Below are 20,156 nucleotides of genomic sequence, written 5' to 3' on the forward strand. Positions count from 1 at the left end.
GCAAAACAAGCCGTTTAAACCTCAAGCATTAACGGACGTTCAGACTATAATATGTTTCTCAGCATTATGGCCTGAATGTTGGTTAAGCGGAAAGGCTTGGCTTGTGGAGCTCGACTAAAATCACAGAGCAAAGCAAAGCGGTTAACTCCCGCGCACTATCTGAGCTTAGCCTTGAATGCGGTTTTAGCATTGAAGACTGGGCTGGGATAGGCGCAAAGGAGTTGCTTTGTGGAGCTCGACTAATACCGGACTAGTTAACCCAGTCCTCCTAATAACAAGGTGAAGCCAGCTATAAACGCTCACTTCACCTACAATACATTACTTTTCCGCCCAATCAGATCAAGGCGGTCATTTTTAGTTCACGCTACCAGCGTGACCATAATGCTGCTCGACCCACTCTTGCACTAACTGCAAAAAAGCGTGTGTCGATGGTGTTTGTTTCTCTTCACTTTGCGTCACCACCGCAATCGTTCGTTTAAAAGGCTGTGAAAATGGATAAACTTTCACGTTGCCAGTTAAATTTTGCAAGGCCAGTTCCGGTAGAACTCCAAGTCCTAACCCACTTTCAACCATCGCAATGATCGACGCATCGTCAATACTAAACTGGATTGAATTTCCCGAAACGTTGTAGGCATCAAGGGTCTGCTTGGTTTCGCGGTCATAATCGATCTGTTGTAAAATAAAACGTTCATTTTTCGCATCTTTTTTCGTGATCGTTGCCCCATTTTGCGGGATAAAATCACTTGGTGCAATACAAAAAATTTCATCTTCATATAAAGGTACTACATTCAAGTTTTCAGTGATCGGTAAAGCTGAAAAACCGATATCTAGCCGTCCTAACCGAACTTGTTCAGTGACCCGGTTAAAATTACCCTGTTCAATACTAATATCAATGTGCGGATGGTCTTGTTTAAACGTCCGAATGATCTCCGGTAACCAATTAATGCACACACTACTGAAGGCCCCAATCCGAATTCGGCCAGAATTCAGGCCTTTAATTCGATCAGCTTCTTCGCGTAATTTGATCTCAGTATTCAAAATTTCTTGCACGATCGGTAAAACTGTTTCCCCATCGGGCGTCAAACTAACTCCCGTCCGGTTTCTAATAAAGAGTGGAAAATCCAGTTCGTCCTCCAGGCTCGCAATCGAATGACTGATCGCCGAAGGAGTCACATTTAAGGTTTTTGCTGCTGCCACAAAGGTTTTCTGGCGAGCAACCTCACTAAATGCTTGATAGGCAAATTCTGTCATCTCGAGTTGCTCCTTTCACATCAAAAATTAAAGTACACCCTTTTAGTGGACTAGTCAAACTATAACTCTACAACTAACTTGCAGAGCCGTCCAGCTTTTTTGGGGTGTACTCTTAATTAACTTATTTTAAACCGACCCGGGCAAAGATCTCATCAACTCGACGCAAGTGCCAGTGGTAATCAAAGGCGTCGTCTAAAGTTGCTTGATCTAAGCGTTCCGTAATGGCAGGATCCTCTTCTAGCAACTGTCTAAATGGTAGTTCTTCATCCCAAGCACGTGAAGTTTTAGGCTGAATCAAATCATAAGCAGCTTCACGGCTCATTCCAGCATCGATCAACTTCAACAAAACTCGGCCGGAATAAATCAAGCCAAACGTCTTGTCCATGTTTTTCTTCATGTTTTCAGGGAAGACTGTCAAATTCTTTAAGATCTTGCCAAAACGATTTAACATGTAATCTAACAAAATAGTCGTGTCTGGTAAAATGATCCGTTCAGCAGATGAATGAGAAATATCACGTTCATGCCACAAGGAAACATCTTCGTAAGCAGTCATCACATGTCCGCGAACGACCCGTGCTAGTCCACAAATGTTTTCTGAACCAATTGGGTTACGTTTATGCGGCATCGCTGAAGAGCCTTTTTGACCCTTGCTGAAGTGTTCTTCGACTTCACGAGTTTCCGTCTTTTGCAAACCGCGAATTTCAGTGGCAAATTCTTCCAAACTCGTCGCGATCAAGCCCATCACTGAAACATATTCAGCATGTAAGTCACGCGGCAGAACTTGACTAGAAATTTCTTGGGCACGTAAGCCGAGTTTGTCACAGACATATTTTTCAATGAAGGGGTCAATGTTTGCAAAACTACCAACTGCCCCACTGATCTTGCCAGCTTCAACGCCCGCCGCAGCATGGTCAAAGCGTTCGATGTCACGGTTGATTTCAGAATACCAGCGAGCTAATTTCAAACCAAAAGTTGTTGGTTCGGCGTGAACCCCATGAGTCCGGCCCATCATGACCGTATATTTATATTCCTGCGCCTTGTCGGCTATAATTTGCTTAAAGTTTTGCAAATCAGCCCGCAAAACATCGTTGGCTTTCTTCATTTGGTAGCCATAAGCCGTATCCACGACGTCAGTACTGGTCAAACCATAGTGGACCCACTTTTTTTCGTCTCCAAGTGATTCGGAGACGCAACGAGTAAAGGCGATCACATCATGGTGAGTCTGTGCTTCGATCTCAGCAATGCGGTCAACATCAAAACTAGCATTGTCCTGAATCTTTTTAATATCTTCTGCTGGGATCATCCCGAGTTTAGACCAGCCCTCATCAGCTGCCACTTCAACTGCTAGCCAGCAATCATATTTAGTTTGGTCATTCCAGATGGCCGCCATTTCTGGACGTGTATATCTTGAAATCATTCGCTTTTTTCTCCTTTATCACGGTTAATTATTGTTTTTCGTTAAGGTTTACTAGAGTAATTATACAGTTTACCACCTAATCGTACCAGTTTTTCTTGCAAATTTCAGCTAAAAAAATTACCGGCATCGTTTTCAAACGGCCTGACTGAAAAATCTGACGATTGAAAAGCCCGCCCGGTCAATGTAGAATAGATTAGGCAAATCAATAATCTTACCACACAGAAGAACAACTTATCAGCCAGGTCAAAGTACAGCTGGCCATTGTTTTTCGTCAAATACAAAGGAGTGTCCCAGCTTGATCACTTTAGCCGGAATCATCGGGTCAGGCAAATCCAGCCTGACTGAAATTTTAGCGGATGAACTTGGTACTAAACCATTCTACGAACCAGTCGAAGATAATCCAGTCTTGCCCCTTTTTTACCAGGGCAATGAGATCGCCGCTAAACGCCGCGCAGCCGGGGAACAAAATGTTTCCAACCCCTACGCTTACTTACTGCAAACTTTCTTTTTAAATCGTCGTTTTAAAATGATCAAGCTTGCCAAAAAAGGCAGCAATAACATTTTAGACCGTTCGATCTATGAAGACGCAATGTTTATGAAAATGAACACTGCTATGGGAAACGCGACAGAAATTGAATACAAGATCTATCAAGAATTGTTGGCTAATATGTTGTCGGAACTGCAATATGTCAGTGACGAACCAACCGAAGATTTAATGGTCATGATCAACGTCTCTTACGAAACGATGATCAAACGGATCAAAAAACGTGGTCGCGAATTCGAACAGATCGAAGCTGACCCATCTCTAGTGAGCTACTACCATAACTTGCTGGATTACTATCATCAATGGGCAGAATCATACGACATCTCACCCTTCTTGATGATCGATGGCAATAAATATGACTTTGTCGAAAATCTTGCCGATCGTGCGCAGGTCTTAGACCAAATCGAAAGTAAATTAGTGGAATTAGGTAAACTAACTCCCGCTGAATTTGCTGCACTGCAACAAAAACGTGCACACAACTAAGACCAAATTAAAAGCAATCCTCCCGTTTGATGGAAGATTGCTTTTTTATTTAAAAAGGAGTTGGAGGTAAACTGGTCTCAACCAAACTACTTCTGGACCATACTTCGAGAAACTTTGGTCCACAAATTCGTTTCTGGACCATACTTTCGGAAACTTTGGTCCACAAATTTATTGAACTACCAAAAACGAGACTGGCCTTGCCAACTTAGGCAAAAAGACAGTCTCGTTTTTCATGTTCTTTTTGTAGTCGAGCTCCGTGTGACAAGAGATTCCGCTTATCCCGTTTCACTGCGCTCTGTGTTTTAATCTTCTGCCGCTTCCATTGCCTCTAAAATACTTTGCAAGTTACGACATTCGTTTTGTATGCTCTTACGTTTTTCATCATAAACCTTCAGAAGATCGCGTGTTAATTCAGAATGACTGAATTGTTCACACACACTGTCCAAACTGACAGCTTCCTCCTCTGCTACTTGATAGTCGCGTAAAATATCAAGTTTGTTGCCCATGACAAAGCCTCCCAAAAATGTAAATTGTAATTTCTTAACCAGAATAATTTACCACTTTTTGAGGGCGTTGTTAACAGTTTTTTGTTACAAATTCGTTACAAATCAAAAAGCCTGTCAGCCCCTTCAATACGGGGACTAACAGGCTTTTAATCAATTCTGAATTATTTCTTGCTTAATGCTAAAACATCGCGGGCAATCATTACTTCTTCGTCCGTTGGGATGCGCATTACAGTCACTTTAGAATCTGGACCGGAAACGATGTTAGCAACATCGCCGCGTTTGGCGTTTTCTTCTTCGTTGATTGTTACACCGGCAAAGGCCAAGCGTTTCATCACGTCTTCACGAGTTTCTTGCGAGTTTTCACCCACACCAGCAGTGAAGATAATACCGTCTAAGCCGCCCATTTCGAAGGCATATTGGCCAATGTATTTCACGATATCTTTATTCATGATATCCATGGCTAATTTAGCACGGTGGTTTGTATCTTCAACGGCCAAGATGTCACGGCTATCTGGAGAAATACCAGAAATTCCCAACAAGCCTGATTCATGGTTCAACTTGTCAACCATTTCTTGGATAGAATCGATGTGCAACTTGTTCATCATGAATGAAACCAAGGAAACATCGATGTCACCAGAACGAGTAGCCATTGTGATTCCTGTTAATGGAGTGAAGCCCATTGAGATATCAAATGATTTACCATTCTTGATGGCACAAATTGAAGCACCAGCACCAACGTGGCAACTAACGATCTTTAAGTCTTCCAAAGGACGACCCATTAACTTAGCAGCTTCGGCTGAAACGTAACGGTGACTTGTGCCATGGGCACCATATCTTCTGACACCATATTTTTCGTACCATTCGTAAGGGACACTGTAAATATAGTTTTCTTCTGGCATTGTTTGGTGGAAAGCAGTATCGAAGACAACCACTGAAGTAGCTTCAGGCAAGATCTTCTTGAATGCTTTGATTCCGATCAAGTTAGCTGGGTTGTGCAATGGTGCCATTTCAGCGATATCGTTGATTTGTTCGATCACTTTGTCATCAACAACAACGGAATGGTCGAAAACTTCGCCCCCGGCAACAACACGGTGACCAACACCTTCGATTTCTGAATAATCTTCGATGATGTTCAAATCAAGCAGCATGTCCATCAATTTCTGGACAGCAGCTTTATGGTCAGCAATTTTTTCTGTACTTTCGTACTTTTCACCATCATGATGCTTGATCGTGATGATTGAGTCTTCCAAACCGATCCGTTCGATTTGGCCAGAACTGATCACAGTTTCTTCTGGCATGTTGTAGAGCTTAAATTTAAAACTTGAGCTCCCTGAGTTTACGGCTAAAATTTCCATAATAAAATATCTCCTCTAAAATTTCTCTAAGTAAAGCATTACTTTAAAATTATACAACGCTTTCAAATTTTCACAAGGGGGAATTTTGTGAAAAATTAATATCTTCGCGCCGTAAAACGCATTACAATAGGGATTAGGCACCTTTTTTAGCAGGAGGAATTAATTGTGTACAACTCAAAATTACAAACACTTTTACAACAAAAACCAGAAATTGCCCACATTTTCAAAATTTTACGTCACCATCATTTGCCCCAAGCAACCTTGTGTGCTGGAACGATTCGCAGCTTAGTGTGGAATGCACAAACTAACCGTCACGTTCCCTTAATGTTATCCGAGCTAGATGTGTACTACCGTGACCCTAGTGAATCTTACGAAGATTTTCAGGTGACCCAGGCCACTTTTAAACAAGCAGAATCCCAGTACTTATGGAATCTGCAAAACATTGCCCTCCCACCACGGCACGGCTCTGAATTGCATTTCCATTCCACTATGGAAGAAACCCTGGCTGATTTTCCAGAAACCTGTACTAGCGTGGGCGTTCAATGTTTAGCTGATGGTACCTATGAAATTATTGCACCCCATGGTCTCGACGATCTCTTTGAATTAAAGATTCGTCCCACAGCCAATTATCTGCCAGGCAGCCCGCTGCATACGCGCTTTGAACAACGAGTCAAAAACAAGCGTTGGCTCACTGAATGGCCCGACCTGCAAATTATTGAAGAATAACTAAGAAAAGAGGCTTTCTCACCACTCAATGATGAAAAAGCCTCTTTATTTGTCGTTTTAATGTGAGCCAGCGGGCTGACCCAAAAGTTTGATGATCTCAATCTCGCTATTGTTAACCATGATCATGGAAATTGTATAGAGATCCATGAAGAAAGCTAACTCAACGATCGTTCCCTTAAAGAATAAGAATAACGAGATGAAAAACATCACTTGCCCTAAAATGGACCATTTACGTTTAGTTTGTGCAAAACGCTGGAGTTGTCCTTGCTCAGGTTCTGAGAGTTTTTCTGGCTCTCTGATCTGGGCATTTGTCCGTAACTTCACCAAGCGATAGTTGCGCCGAATATTATAAATCGTGAGAAGAAACAAGGCGAGATAAACAACGACTGCGCCAAGAGTTACTTTCAAGTTTTTCTCCTTCCCTATTCACGCTCAAATTAACGAGCGATGATCACGTCACACGCTGCTGCGCGGATCACATAGTCAGTCACTGCACCGACAAAGACCCGTTCAACCGCATTCAAACCTGTCGGCCCCATAATGATCAAGTCAACTTGATGATCTTCTGGGAAATCCTTTGCGATGACCGTCCGTGGTGAACCAAAACGAGCATGGACATCAACGTCTTCTAAGCCCTGTTTTTTAACCCGTGTTTGTAATTCAGCTAGGTATTTATCTACATCTTCGAAAGTTTTATAGACAACATCTCCACTGGCATTTAACATTCCGGCAAAGCTCACTGAAAATTGTTTCAGGTCGATCACATTCAAAATGTCTAAGTGTGCATGGTTTCGTTTTGCAACTTCCACAGCCTTTGCTAAAGCTTTTTCTGCTGCCTCAGAACCATCAACTGGTACAAGGATCGTCTTATATTCTTGTTCTGCCACAGTTGCCACTCCCTTTAATAAAAATTAGTGTTTTAATGCTCCACTTGCTAACTAAAGTATAACATTAATTCAATTTACTGTCCTATAATTTGTCGCCAGTCACTTTGAGGTAGTCACGACTGCTCACACGGACTAATTCTAATCCTGCCATGACGTCACTATTAGTTTCTAAGTATTCTACGATGGTATGTAGAAATTTAGCGTACGCACGGTCTGTTCCTTCATAACTAGCTAATTCGGCTCCGCAAGCTCGTTTCAAGCTCTTCCAGAGTAATGTTGCACGTTGGACGTCTCCTTGTGATTCGAGTCCGATGCCGCGCTGCGCTTCATCGCGATAAATTTTAGCTCGGTTGATCAAATACTCCTGATTATTTTCTGTCATAGTCGTAACTTCCTTTCTCCCTCTATATGTTTACGTTTTCAAAATAGTACATCATTTAGTGGCACTTGGCAACTTTAACGACTGGTCTATTTTTGCTTGCTCCTTGTCAACGTGCACCTCAGCTGCTCTAACTTAAACTACTGAGTGTTGCCCGCCCTCACTGGTCAACATGATTTAAGGTTTTTAATTCACAATATCAAAATAAATATATAGAAATTACTTATAATTATAACAAGTAACTTTGTGAAAGTAAAACAAAACATTTAGCTAATTCCCCGAAATTACTGGAATCTACCACTATGATGTTAGTTTAATATTTTTAGGAAACAGTTTGAGAATTGTTTCATAAATTTTCTCTGATATTTGAAATTTACCATTCATTGAACGCATTTTCTTGGAAAGACCTAATATCTTTTGCAAAACCTATTTCACGGAACTTTCCCTAGGACTAACATGAAAAAACCGTTGAGACAGCCCCGTTTGGTGTATACTAGAATGTGGCTTGTTAAGCTGAGTTTACACAGCCGTGCAAAATTTGCTGGTTTGAACTACTTTTTAGTTGCAAAGAAAACTGCACTAATTTAAAAATCTTCTGAAAACCACTCAGCTTTTCAAAAGTATCAAAAAAAGACGACCTACGTAATTGAACTCAAACAAAACGCTGAACAAGTCCAAAAATTTGAAAACATCATCCAAAAATACCACATGCAAAAAAATGTCATTGTTCAAGCTGGCGATCTGAATGCCCTCAAAGAACTAGACGAGGTCTTCCCCAAGATGCCAAAATTAGCTTTAGTCGGTACTCAAGATAATTTTGATCAAGCATTAAAGTCCCCTGCAGTCGACATTGTCGGAGCCAACGTTAATCTGATGAATCCAGAAAACGTGCAGCGCGCACACGAGCAGCATAAGCAATTCAACGCTTGGGCTTTGGATAGTGACTCTGAAATCAAAAAAGCAATCGACTTAGGTGTTGATAGTTACTTTACCAACTACACCGCTAAAGCATTAGCCTTAGAGAAAAAATATCGTTAATCCTATTAAAAAAAGACAGTCACTTGTGATTGCCTTTTTTGTTCTCATCAATTATAAAGCGTTAGTTCCGCCATCGATTTTCAAATAAAAAAGCGGTGACTGTGAGGCCAGCGCTTTAATCTCGAATTAGAATAGTTGTATTTTCTGAGCCGTTTAATGTCTTACAGAGCTTATTATTTCCGACTTTGAAACTTCAAATGGTAATTGAAATGCTTGATCGTAATGTCTTGAATCAACTTTAATATGTTCCTTTAGCGTTGCTGGTTCAGGAAAGTCTGTTCGACCATCTAGTGCCAACATTAAAACATCTTTTCCCTGTTCATACGCATCAGCGGGTGTTTCACCAAACGTGACTGCTTCTGGAAAGTTTTCGAATGAAACTTCCCACACATTATCTTCTGTATTATGAGCTAAAGTTCCATAGTATTTATAAACCATCTGAATTAACCCCTTTTCACGATGTGATAACCTAGTTGTCTTCTTCTCTTTCCCGTTCAATCGTTGTATCAACTTCAATTGGAATCAGTAACCCATTATTCACTTGAGCGATTTCATCCACAGTGCTTGATTTTGGTGTGCTTTCTCCATAATCTTCTTTATCTAACAAGAGAACAGTTAACGACTCATGTGCAGCTTGCAAAGCCTCTGCCATATTATTACCGTATGTAGCAACCTCATAGCCAAAGTCTGGAAAAGTCACTTCATACTGTTGGTGATCATTCAATTGAAATTGTGCATAATTTGAACTACCATCCTTTAAAAAGGCTGGATTCTGGGAACACAGCAAACTTATCGGTTAGATCACTCTAACTAAATAGACAGCGGTCACTGCTATTTACCACGGTATGTTCCATACCTTAATTTCAAAACTCGCCTAAACGAGGACTTTTTCTTTTTCAATTTGGGCTAGTCCACGATGCAGAATGTTTTGACTAGCATTAATATCACGGTTTAAGTGCGTCCCACAGGTTGGGCAATCCCACTCCCGGACAGCTAACCACTCATGCTGATTTAAACTGTCAAATTGATGATTCTTTTGCCCACACTGATGGCAAATGCGACTTGTGTTTTGGGGGTCAACAAAAATTAGTTGTTTTCCATACCAGTCACACTTGTACTTCAGCATAGTGACTAACTTTCCCCAACCAGCGTTGGATATTGCACGAGCCAAATGATGATTTTTCAGCATTCCTTGTGTGTTGAGCTTTTCTACCACGATCACATCATAAGTTTGCACTAACTGTGTCGTTAGTTTCTGCAGTCGGTCATAACGACGGTCACTGACTTGGCGTTTGAGTTTAGCAGCTGTACGACGGGCCTGTTGGTAGTGCAGAAACTGTTTTAGACTAGTCCGTGGCAACAAGAGCTTTTCGTGCTTATCAAAAGCCATTTCTTTTTGGGCATTTCGTCTACGTCGAGCCATTTTACGTTCCCAGATTCTGACTTGGTATTTGGCTTCAAGGTCAAAATGCATCATATTAACTTTTTGACCATTCGACAAAATCAGCAAGTTATCTAGTCCCAGGTCAATTCCTACCACTCGCTTAGTTTTAGGCAAGGGTTTGAAAGCTTGTTTTTCGCTTTCAAGTAAGATAGTCGCGTAATATTGACCTTGAGCATTGATCCGAACAGTTGCACGTTTGATTTTGCCATTTAGTATTCGGCCAGCCCGAAAATAGACTTGACCGAGCTTGGGCAGTTTTAGGTGGTGATTATCAATGACTTTGATATTCTGATTGACTGCTTTAGTTGTATAACTCTGGGCATAGTCTTTCTTACTTTTAAACTTTGGATGGCCGTTCTCGAGCTCCGGATCAAAGAAACGCTGAAAAGCATCGTGCAGATGATCATTCGTTGCTTGCAAGGCAGTTGAGTCAACGTCCTTTAACCACGGGTATTCTGCTTTTAAAGGTTTTAGCATTAAATTCATCGCATAGTTGTTTTGATACTTAGCTTGAGGATTGTTTTCATAGCGCTCATTTTGCATGGCTAACATTTGATTCCACACAAAACGCGTTGAACCAAATGTTCGGTTTATCCGGTTAACTTGTTTTTGATTGGGATATAATCGAACTTTAAAAGCTATCGAATTCATTGATCTCACCACCTTTTCTTTAGCATAGCACTTTACATAGTTAAAGCAATGTATAGTTTTAAGTAGCGTACAATGTACGCTACAGCTATCCATCCCCCGACTAAAGTCAGGGGTATTTCGCCAAAAATATCAATAAACAGGTTTAACCGACATCGTAGAAATTTTTCGCAACATCATTGACTATCAGGTACGTAACTGATATTATTTATTCAAGGAAAGGACGGTTCGACCGTTCGCTCAATGAGATGGTATCAATATTTGGGTTATCGATTAAAGGGTCAAGTGGCTGTTGCTACTTGGCTCTTTTTCGTTATATAAACCATTTACCTTCTTTCTTTTTATAAGCCAAAAGGCAACCGCATAATTACGATTGCCTCTCGGCTTTGGAAACTAAAATCCATATTTTGCCTTTAATGCTTCAGTAGTAACTTCAGAAACGTTTGTACCCTTTTCTTTAGCGATATTGTTTAAATACTCAGGAATTGAAATATTTCTTCTTACTTTTTTAGAATATTTTTGCCGAAATGCCGCTATGTCCGTTGAAACATAGACTAATGTTTCATCGTCGGCTAACTTTATTTGTTGAGGTTCAGATGGCCTGGGATAATTTTCACAGTCCTCTAACAAATTACCAATTAAATCTTGTGCCATAGCGATTGCATCTAATGAATCATTTCCTTGGGTATAACCACCTGCTAAATCCGGCACACGTACAAACACATACTTGTCATCCGGCTTTAGTATAACAGGATAGACTACTGTTCCTTTATCCATATGATTACCTCCATTATTTTCAAGTCAACTTTAATATCCAGAAACGTATTATTTCCTTATGCCAGCTTCTTTTAGGATTGCATGTTCTATGCCTTTACCAAATTCTTTTGCATGGATAGGGATCATAACAGTCTTGTTTGTATCAGGATTATACATTTTAAGATGTGATGATCCGTTTTGCGATTTCTCCTCGAAGCCATACTTTTTAAGCAATTTTACCATCTGCCTAGGTTTCATCGGCATAAGCATCCACCTCTTTGCTATCTGATTATAGTATACACAATTCGTGTGTATTAATCAATGGCAAAGAAAAATCAGATGACCAATTCGAAGACATTCTAAACACGTTGTAAAAGTATCACCACACAAAGAAATTAATGTGCTATTTCAAGTCTTATATAGCACAACATCCATTAAAATAAATTTATAATGATAATAAAAAAGCCTGCTAAACGTTAATTCAATAGGCTTCTAAAAAAGATATAAAATGTAAGTTGAGTAAATTTATGCCACTGGCAGGAGTCGAACCTGTACTTGGATAACCCAAACAGCGACCTGAACGCTGCGCGTCTGCCAATTCCGCCACAGTGGCATGCACTAAGAATTAGTACTTAACTATCATACAATAAATTCAGCTAAAATAAAAGAACTTTTATGAACTTTCTCCCTAAAGTCCGTCCAACACTAAAACTTTAGTACAAGTCAGGATTAACCACTTACGACTCTGTCAGTTTGTTTTGTGTGTCTGCTAGCGGGATTTTTGCTATACTAACACTAACGAACTGTCAGAAAGGGAGAATTTTTAGCATGTCAAATGTCACTGCACGGACCTTTAATTTTATTGACCATACTCGTAACGAGCGCCCCATTAAAACCACGATCTGGTACCGCGATGAACTGAATTTAAAAGATTCTCAAGCCTACCATGGGCCAAAACACCCGCTAATTTTACTGTCACACGGTTCAGGCAGCAACCGGATCAGTTTAGCCTGGTTAGCACGTCCCCTAGCCGAACAAGGCTTTATTGTCGCCTCACCCGACCATTATGGGAATACCTTTAATAACCCATTGCCGGAGCAATTTAAACGCTACTGGGAACGTCCCAGAGATTTATCCTATCTCTTGTCTCAATTGCTCCTAAAGTACGGTAATTTAATTGATCAAACTCAGATCTCAGCAGTTGGTTTCTCCTTAGGTGGCTACTCTGTTTTAGCACTAGCTGGAGTCAAAATTGACCAGCGCTTAGTGATTGCCAATGGTGAAGCGACCCTCTCGACCAAGGCAACCGCCGACGCTCCTGAATTAGGCCAACTAACTAAACAAGTTGTCGCAGCTGACCCAGCCGAAGTCCCGACTGACTTAAAAGATGAACGTTTCAGTAAGATCGTCGCCCTCGCCCCCGCCTTAGGAACCGGTCTAGGCTCGATACAGCAAACTAACAATGTTGATGTTCCAGTTCTGATCATTGCAGCAGCAGGTGACAAAATCGCGCCAATTGACGAAAACGGCCGGAACTACCACCGCTTCTTGCCCCAGGCACAATACCATGAACTGCCAGACAACGTGGATCACTTTATCTTTTTACCTGTCAGCAAGAACTTTGCGCCAGCAGATCGTTTCTGGTACCAAGATGCACCAGGGGTGGATCGCAACCAAATTCATGCAGAAATAATTACCAAAGTGTCTGATTTTCTAACTAACTGATTGGAGGTCTTTTTGTGCAAGATTTAACCGCAGAAATTTTAACCGTAATCAAAAAACGCCCGACTCAAAGTCATAAGGGCACTTACGGCAGAGTCGTAACAATTGGGGGAAACAAGCAGTATGGTGGTGCGATTTTAATGTCGACATCCGCCGCAGTCCATGCCGGTGCTGGCTTAGTGACCTGTGTGACGGCGCCAGAAAACCTGAGTGCTCTCCACACCTTTGTTCCAGAAGCAATGTTTGTCTCTTCCCATGACTACTCGACACTAGTCGACGTCATCCAAAGTGCCACTGTGATTGTGATTGGTCCTGGCTTAGGGACAGAGGACTTTGCCGCAGATATCTTACAAATCGTCTTGAACCGGGTCACTGATGACCAATACTTAATTATCGATGGCTCCGCCATTACCATGTTAGCAGATGTCAAAGACCAGCTCCATATAATGGCTCCCCACGGGCAACTGATCTTTACTCCCCATGAAATGGAATGGCAACGATTGTCAGGCATCAAGATTGCCGACCAGACGGAAGAAAACAACCGCCAAAAGCAAGAAGAATATCAAGCAACTGTCGTCTTAAAGAAACACCACACGAAAATTTATGCCCCACAAACTCCAACCATGCGTCTTCCTATCGGCGGTCCTTACATGGCCACCGGCGGCATGGGTGATACCTTAACTGGCATCATCGCTGCTTTCATGGCACAGTTTGCCCACGATGATCCGCAATCTGCCCTAGCCGCTGCCGTTTACACCCACAGCGCCATCGCCGATGAGCTAAGCGAAGATGCTTATGTGGTCTTACCTACGGATATCATTGAGAGACTACAGAAGTTCATGAAAGAACATAGTAAATAACGCAAAAACTCGCAGACCATTTACTGATCTGCGAGTTTTACATTATTTAAACCCTAATGCTCGAATGGCAGCTGTTTCCACCGTATCATACGGAATGAAAGTCAACTGATTCTGCATATTATCTGGAATAGTTGACAGTTCACTTAATGATTGTGACGGAAGCAAGATTTGTTTGGCACCACTATCAAAAGCAACTTGAATTGTATCAGCCAAGCTATCAACTTTTTTAACTGACCCATTTAAAGTGAAGTCACCCAAAACTACTAAACTTTCAATAGCTGGACGATTCAGTGCAATTGACACTAACGCGATATAGGTTGGTATAGTTAGTTCCTTAGTCATGTCTAAGTTATTCATGTTAGAAACATTAACAACTAAGTCCTGCTGATCCAAGTGCAGATTAGCATTAATCTCGCCACTGTTCTTTTTCAGATACCGATAAGCGTTATCCATCGCTTCTTTAGCGTCATTATGTCCACTGATTCCGGTCTTAGCAAACTTCCCATTGCCACCAGTCATCTGACTTTCAATCGAATATGCACAGCGACGGGCTTGGCTATCTAAAGCCACAGTATAAATCTGACCAGCCTTAGGACGACCATTGGGAATTAACGTATTACTGCTTTGTTCTGGCACTGGCACAATCGTTTCTAATAAGCTTTCCTTGTCTTTATATGACAATTCAACATCAAAGAACTCCATGCCACCAATTTTTTTCAACTGTTCTTTAACTCGGCGTCTCATTTCCAGGGCAAAAGACAATATCTTTTCCAGATCTTCTTTTGTATAAATACCATCTGGAAAAAGCAGCTTGACCATCCCAGAAACAGTCTTCCTAACTGCAATTGTATCCCTCTGATTAAGTTGGTCTCCCAAATTAAAGTATTTGTCAAAGGCATCACTATACGATTGCTTCCGTAGTTCTCGCATTACCTCTGCAAAATAGTCAGTAATAAACCCATAATCTTTTGCAAAAAAAGCTGGTTTATACTTAGGAATTTCCCACCCTGGTAAATATGCATGAATTCGATCAAAGAAAGCCGAGTCTCCAGACATTGCATCAGGAAATGGTTCAAACAGGTTAGATGACTTTAAGATCACATCCACACTCTGATTAATATTACCCACAAAGACCATCGATGCTCGTGCTTGAATTTGATCCTTGCCGCGTGCAAATGATCCTGAAGCCATATAGTCTTTCATAATTTGCACGCCATCTTTATCCTTGAAGTTAATTCCAGCAACTTCATCAAAGGCTACTAGATCCCACATTCCGACTAAGCCAACTTGGCGGCGAGCCATATTATAAAACAAATTAGCAACAGTTGTTTGACCACCAGAAACTAGAATCGAATTTGGAGATAACTCTTTATAGCCATGTGATTTACCTGTTCCACGCGGACCAAGTTCAACCAGGTTATAATTGTTCTCTACAAACGGGACCAGGCGTAAAATCAACAAGAGTTGTTCACGCTCGGTAAACTCTAGCGGTTCTAACCCAATTGTTCTTAAAATCACTGCCATCCATTCCTGAGTCGTAAAGTTTTTCCGACCATCATAAATTTCTTGCATATCCAAACCAGCAATTTGAATTGGGTCAAGTTTTTCCAAAATAAATGGTGAATTGCCACTCTCTTCTTCAAAAAAGTAACTTAGTCGAACAATACACCATATACCACCAGATAAAAGGCGTTCATATTCTTCTGGGTACTTAGAATCAGTAACAACTTCCCTGATTCCTAAATTACTAAACGAGGCTTCATAACGGTCTCTAGTGGTATTTAAGTGAACTGTTACCTTGTCGATCACCGTATAGGAACCACGTTCACGAATTTTTGCCTTAACCTTCTCAGCTTCATCTGGCCTCACATAGTTATTAGCTAATGTTGCTCTGACTCGTTGAACACCTTGCTCGATCACCTCATCATCAGTACTATTCGCAAACATCCCCAACAAATATTCCAACACATAGGTGGGAACATTGGCCCCTTCTTTAATTCGAGCAGTTAAGTCTTTTCGGACAAACCGACCAGCAAAATTTTCTTCTAATTTTTTTAATAATGTTGCATCAATTTCAGACATTTAATCACTCTTTCTAAAAGTCAAAGCCAAAATCATTACTAATCGTAATATCAAAGGCGAATTTTTCAAAAGTCTTTTCCCCTGAATCAGTATTTTCGATGACTAATTGGTAGGCTTTACTCCGGTCATAAGTTTGACTCCGAAGAGTTAACTGAATCTGTTGTTGCTGTTTTCCAACATCATTTGCAGTGGAATTAACCTTGACCGTTTTTTGGTTAGAAATTAAGTTTCCCTGGTCATCAATAAAGTAGATTCGGTAATCTGCTGGCAACACCTTATCACTAATAGGTGCAGTTTGAATCAACGGAATTGGCACTGTCAGCCCCGTGACTCGCTTGCTAGAGTTACCTAGTTTAAGTTCGACATACTCTGCTTGCGACTTATTCGAAGAAGTTTTCACATCCAAGACAGGGACCACCATTTCTTGTAACGATGAACCACCATGGACATAGTTGTTAGAACCACTCGCTTTAAACACATTAGCTGATTTAGGATAGTACACATATCTTGGATCGTCATTCCCTAAAACAGTGCTTAATGGCACGCAGCCAACACCAATTTCGTCAATTTTTTCGGCAGTAATTGCATAACGCAAGGACTTCATGACTGGTTGAGTACTTTCTAAATCAATTTTATCCGTTTCAGATAATTTTTCTTCGCGATAAATATAGCCATGATCAGCAGTGACAATGACATGTGCAACGTTAATTGTTCTCAAGGATTCAATTAGTTTATCAATTTCACTAATTGCCTCAGCACTGGCCTTAAAAACCTCGTCCTCATTTTTAGCGTTATCGCCAACGGCATCTACTTGGTTATGATAAACATAGACAACTTTTTGATTAGCAAACTTTTGTTTCAATTGTGTACTACTTAATTTCTTCAAGTCATCTAACTGATAAGCCACACTATCTTCATTGTGCTCTTGCAGGATTTTTTCTCTCTTTTCCCGATTATCAGCTGGCTGACCATTAACTAACAAGATTTTCTTGTCTTCCATCAGCTCTACCTGACGATGTGGTAATAACGATGGCATCCCCATATAAGTTACCGATGGCAAATTGGTTAACAAATAATCCATTGAAGTGGAGATGCGATCATTTTGTTCAAGTCTATCTTGTAAGTCCTTCGCTAGTTCAAAGCGTAGAGCATCAGAAATAATAACCACTACTCGATTAGTCTCAGGTGCAACTTGATGGCGATAAAAATTCAATTGTCGTTTAGAACGAGGAATTAAATCATAATCAAAGCAATCATTCCAAGACTGGATTGAAGGATTTAAGTGCTGGTTAATATATTGTCGTTCAACTAAGACCTTGACTGCTTGATAAGTATCAGTATCACCCACCTTAACGTATAACGAAACAAACTGACGGTATAATGTATCAACTTGATATTCACTAGTAATATATCTAGCAATGGCATTTTCCATTGAATCATACGGAACAAAATTAGCCTGTAACACTTTAAGTCCAATTTCTAGTAACTGATACTCAGCATTACGATGTTTAGACTTTTCCCCTCTTTGAGCACAAATTTCTCCTAATTCTTTACCACCCAATCTGGCATTCAGATCATTAGCTTGAATTCGCTCAATAATAGTCGTTAAGATCATCTGATCAACTCCAGCAAAGAAATTGATCTTTTGCAACGCTTCTTGAGAAACTTTCCGCAAATGCTTTTGTAAATTAGCTTTGTCCCAAATTTCAGCAGCATACTTTTCAAAATCTTCATGCGCCCCATAAGAATCAGAAAAATCTGACATGAACGCAACAACATTGGAGATTTGTTCCATTTTAAAGTTTTCTAATTCCTTGGGAAAGTCAACTTCCATTTCCGCATAGGTATAATTCAAGAACAAAGCAGTCAATAAATGTACTAAACTATTTTCTTCAGTTACATACCCAAATTCTCGGTTCATTAACTTCCAAAAGAATTCGCTGACTCCATATTTTTGGAACTCTGACAAATATTTATTACCATCTAGTCCACCATTAAACAGTTTAAATAAAATTTCGTTTAGCTGTAATCGATTGAGCTTTAAAATTGTGGCAATGACTCCAAACTCTGGGGTCTGGTTAACCCGTGCATCACGATATTTTTGAAAAGCTTTAATGCGTTCTTGACTTTTAAAGAACTTAAAGTGCTCCTTCACAAATTGTAACTGTTCAATCGGTAAACCAGCATCGTGTAACGTTAACTGATAAATATCAGCTGTGAATGATCCAGAATACTTTTCAATATCGGTTAAGAGATTCTGTTCAATGGCTGGTTTAGCAAATGGCGCATAAATCAAATATTTAGTATCCCGATGTTCTTCTAAAAACAACTTAGTTTTAAATTGTTCACTTTTATGTAACTGCCAAACAGTGGCATCAATATTACTTTCAATTTCAGGAATGCTCTCATTAAATTCAGCATTATCATCATACCAAAAAATCACTTTTTGACTTTCAAATTCTTGGTTAAGCCTAGTTATTACTGTACCTACATTTACTGCCACTTCGTTCACTCCCCTTAGTTTCATATCTATTCTACTTTACCATAAATCACAATCGATAAAAATTCTGAAATTCAAAATATCGTTCACACCCAAGTATAATTCAGGTGTCATCAAAGACCTAGTCACCGACGTCCCCGAAGAATATTTCGACGTTGAAAAAGAAGGCCAAGTCGAAATCATTGGGTGGTTGTACCAGTACTACAATGAAGAACCCAAGGCTAAAGTAATCAGTCTACCGAAATCTGCAAAATATCGTGATACACAAATAGCCAGCGCAACGCAAATTTTCACTCCTGATTGGATTGTAAAATATATGGTTCAAAATTCACTAGGTAAATATTGGATCAAGCATCTTTTAGTATCCGGTGATGAACGTACGGAAGAAAAAATCGCAAGTGAATTTGGTTGGAAATATTACATGACTGATGCTACACAAAAAGAAGATGTCCAAATAGAAGTAAAATCTGTAGATCAAAATCTAGCAGATATCACATTAAAAAGTATTAAAGTTATTGATCCAGCAATGGGATCTGGACACATCTTAGTATATGCTTTCGATTTACTAATGCAGTTATATAAATCTGAAGGTTATACTTCAAATGATAGTGCTGTCAGTATAATCGAGAATAATTTATTTGGATTAGATATAGATAGTCGGGCCTTCCAGTTAGCATATTTCGCGGTCATTATGAAGTATCGCGGTAACTATAGACGTGCTTTTAAACGACTTCAAAGTACTAATTTGTTTTATATTTCTACTAACAGTGTAACTGAACTTGAAAATTCGGGAATATTACCAGATAATTTGGACTCAAAACACTTGGCTTCCATAACTGAAATGTTTAAATTATTTGAAAATGGAGCAGAACTTGGATCATTATTAGATACAGGTTCGCTAAATTTAGATTTAATTCAAGAATCTTTAGATATGATAGATAATCAACAAGATCAACAATTATCTTTTAACTTACTTGAATTAAGAAATCAAATTCAGACTAAATTACGCGTATGTCTAATTTTGAAACAGAAATATAATGTTATTATTGCAAACCCACCATACATGGGGTCGTCAAGAATGAATAAGTCTTTGGCTGACTTTGCTAAGAAGAATTATCCAAATTCCAAATCTGACTTATTCGCGATGTTTATTGAGAGATGGAACAAAAAAATGTTGCCTGGTGGGTATAACTCAATGGTAACGATGCAATCCTGGATGTTCCTATCGAGTTTTGAAAAAATGAGAATCAATCAACTCAATAAATATACGATTTCCAATTTAATGCATATGGAAAATAATGTAATGGGTATCGCGTTCGGTACAGCTGTAACAATCTTTAGGAATATGCACATTGCGAACTTTGATGGAACATACCATCAAGTTAAAACTAAAGATGCTGTTGGTAAAATACCACAAAGTTTACCAATTCCTGGCAATAGGTATAATCGTTCAAATCAAGCAAAATTCGTTAATATTCCGAGTAGCCCAATAGCGTACTGGGCCTCAGATAATTTAATTCAAGATTTTGTGAATGGTACAAAAATGGAAGATTTAGTT

At 39.9% G+C, this 20,156-nt stretch carries 20 protein-coding genes and 1 tRNA gene; 6 read left to right on the forward strand and 15 right to left on the reverse strand.

The features are described 5' to 3' along the window. Positions 1–354 precede the first annotated feature (354 nt). Positions 355–1,251, reverse strand: a complete 897-nt coding sequence (locus LPAF129_RS03365) for a LysR family transcriptional regulator (RefSeq protein ID WP_244054746.1) — start codon at positions 1,249–1,251, stop codon at positions 355–357. A gap of 121 nt (positions 1,252–1,372) precedes the next feature. Next, complete coding sequence (gene purB / locus LPAF129_RS03370; RefSeq protein ID WP_244054747.1) at positions 1,373–2,668, reverse strand: adenylosuccinate lyase; 1,296 nt, start codon at positions 2,666–2,668, stop codon at positions 1,373–1,375. 295 nt (positions 2,669–2,963) lie between these two features. Between purB and LPAF129_RS03375 the strand changes: the two genes are divergently transcribed. After that, positions 2,964–3,695, forward strand: a complete 732-nt coding sequence (locus tag LPAF129_RS03375) for a deoxynucleoside kinase (RefSeq protein ID WP_244054748.1) — start codon at positions 2,964–2,966, stop codon at positions 3,693–3,695. Between the two features lie 302 nt (positions 3,696–3,997). Here the strand turns inward: LPAF129_RS03375 and LPAF129_RS03380 are convergent, their stop codons facing one another. Continuing rightward, a complete protein-coding gene (locus LPAF129_RS03380; protein WP_244054749.1) occupies positions 3,998–4,201 on the reverse strand; it encodes a hypothetical protein in 204 nt (67 codons plus the stop codon). 161 nt (positions 4,202–4,362) lie between these two features. Next, positions 4,363–5,559, reverse strand: a complete 1,197-nt coding sequence (locus LPAF129_RS03385; RefSeq protein ID WP_244054771.1) for an acetate/propionate family kinase — start codon at positions 5,557–5,559, stop codon at positions 4,363–4,365. Between the two features lie 162 nt (positions 5,560–5,721). Here LPAF129_RS03385 and LPAF129_RS03390 point away from each other — a divergent pair, with 162 nt between their 5' ends. Then, positions 5,722–6,282, forward strand: a complete 561-nt coding sequence (locus LPAF129_RS03390) for a nucleotidyltransferase family protein (protein WP_244054750.1) — start codon at positions 5,722–5,724, stop codon at positions 6,280–6,282. Positions 6,283–6,339: 57 nt separating this feature from the next. Here LPAF129_RS03390 and LPAF129_RS03395 read toward each other — a convergent pair whose 3' ends face one another. The 3 genes from LPAF129_RS03395 to LPAF129_RS03405 all read right to left on the reverse strand — a co-directional run bounded on the left by LPAF129_RS03395 (position 6,340) and on the right by LPAF129_RS03405 (position 7,551). Next, the gene (locus LPAF129_RS03395) at positions 6,340–6,690 is read right to left on the reverse strand and encodes a hypothetical protein (RefSeq protein WP_244054751.1); all 351 of its coding nucleotides are present in this window, start codon (positions 6,688–6,690) and stop codon (positions 6,340–6,342) included. A 29-nt stretch (positions 6,691–6,719) separates the two neighbouring features. Further along, a complete protein-coding gene (locus LPAF129_RS03400; RefSeq protein ID WP_244054752.1) occupies positions 6,720–7,169 on the reverse strand; it encodes a universal stress protein in 450 nt (149 codons plus the stop codon). An 82-nt stretch (positions 7,170–7,251) separates the two neighbouring features. Next, on the reverse strand, positions 7,252–7,551 hold the full coding sequence (locus tag LPAF129_RS03405) for a hypothetical protein (protein ID WP_244054753.1): 300 nt from the start codon (positions 7,549–7,551) through the stop codon (positions 7,252–7,254). Between the two features lie 642 nt (positions 7,552–8,193). Here LPAF129_RS03405 and LPAF129_RS03410 point away from each other — a divergent pair. Then, positions 8,194–8,586, forward strand: a complete 393-nt coding sequence (locus tag LPAF129_RS03410) for a glycerophosphodiester phosphodiesterase (protein WP_265747180.1) — start codon at positions 8,194–8,196, stop codon at positions 8,584–8,586. 153 nt (positions 8,587–8,739) lie between these two features. Here LPAF129_RS03410 and LPAF129_RS03415 read toward each other — a convergent pair whose 3' ends face one another. The 6 genes from LPAF129_RS03415 to LPAF129_RS03440 form a co-directional block, all read right to left on the reverse strand. Next, positions 8,740–9,024 carry a type II toxin-antitoxin system HicB family antitoxin gene (locus tag LPAF129_RS03415; RefSeq protein ID WP_244054755.1) on the reverse strand — a complete coding sequence of 95 codons (285 nt, stop codon included), beginning with the start codon at positions 9,022–9,024 and terminating at the stop codon, positions 8,740–8,742. Between the two features lie 31 nt (positions 9,025–9,055). Next, positions 9,056–9,373 carry a type II toxin-antitoxin system HicB family antitoxin gene (locus LPAF129_RS03420; protein WP_244054756.1) on the reverse strand — a complete coding sequence of 106 codons (318 nt, stop codon included), beginning with the start codon at positions 9,371–9,373 and terminating at the stop codon, positions 9,056–9,058. An 87-nt stretch (positions 9,374–9,460) separates the two neighbouring features. Beyond that, positions 9,461–10,681, reverse strand: coding sequence for an RNA-guided endonuclease TnpB family protein (locus tag LPAF129_RS03425; RefSeq protein WP_244054757.1), 1,221 nt, complete (start codon positions 10,679–10,681; stop codon positions 9,461–9,463). A gap of 390 nt (positions 10,682–11,071) precedes the next feature. Then, complete coding sequence (locus tag LPAF129_RS03430; RefSeq protein ID WP_244054758.1) at positions 11,072–11,455, reverse strand: type II toxin-antitoxin system HicB family antitoxin; 384 nt, start codon at positions 11,453–11,455, stop codon at positions 11,072–11,074. 48 nt (positions 11,456–11,503) lie between these two features. After that, positions 11,504–11,698: a type II toxin-antitoxin system HicA family toxin gene (locus LPAF129_RS03435; protein WP_244054759.1), complete on the reverse strand. Its 195-nt coding sequence runs from the start codon at positions 11,696–11,698 to the stop codon at positions 11,504–11,506. Positions 11,699–11,962: 264 nt separating this feature from the next. After that, positions 11,963–12,047 (reverse strand) — tRNA-Leu (locus LPAF129_RS03440). A 215-nt stretch (positions 12,048–12,262) separates the two neighbouring features. Between LPAF129_RS03440 and LPAF129_RS03445 the strand changes: the two genes are divergently transcribed. Together LPAF129_RS03445 and LPAF129_RS03450 are read left to right on the forward strand one after the other, a co-directional pair. Continuing rightward, complete coding sequence (locus LPAF129_RS03445; protein ID WP_244054760.1) at positions 12,263–13,159, forward strand: alpha/beta hydrolase family protein; 897 nt, start codon at positions 12,263–12,265, stop codon at positions 13,157–13,159. Between the two features lie 14 nt (positions 13,160–13,173). Further along, on the forward strand, positions 13,174–14,016 hold the full coding sequence (locus LPAF129_RS03450; protein ID WP_244054761.1) for an NAD(P)H-hydrate dehydratase: 843 nt from the start codon (positions 13,174–13,176) through the stop codon (positions 14,014–14,016). A gap of 42 nt (positions 14,017–14,058) precedes the next feature. Here the strand turns inward: LPAF129_RS03450 and brxL are convergent, their stop codons facing one another. Continuing rightward, positions 14,059–16,098: a protease Lon-related BREX system protein BrxL gene (gene brxL, locus LPAF129_RS03455; protein WP_244054762.1), complete on the reverse strand. Its 2,040-nt coding sequence runs from the start codon at positions 16,096–16,098 to the stop codon at positions 14,059–14,061. 13 nt (positions 16,099–16,111) lie between these two features. Further along, positions 16,112–18,601, reverse strand: a complete 2,490-nt coding sequence (gene pglZ / locus LPAF129_RS03460; protein WP_244054763.1) for a BREX-1 system phosphatase PglZ type A — start codon at positions 18,599–18,601, stop codon at positions 16,112–16,114. A gap of 187 nt (positions 18,602–18,788) precedes the next feature. Here pglZ and LPAF129_RS03465 point away from each other — a divergent pair. Next, a partial coding sequence (locus tag LPAF129_RS03465) for an Eco57I restriction-modification methylase domain-containing protein (protein WP_244054764.1) occupies positions 18,789–20,156 on the forward strand: 1,368 nt, incomplete at its 3' end.

This window comes from Ligilactobacillus pabuli (assembly GCF_022836475.1).
GTDB classification, from domain to species: Bacteria; Bacillota; Bacilli; order Lactobacillales; family Lactobacillaceae; genus Ligilactobacillus; species Ligilactobacillus pabuli.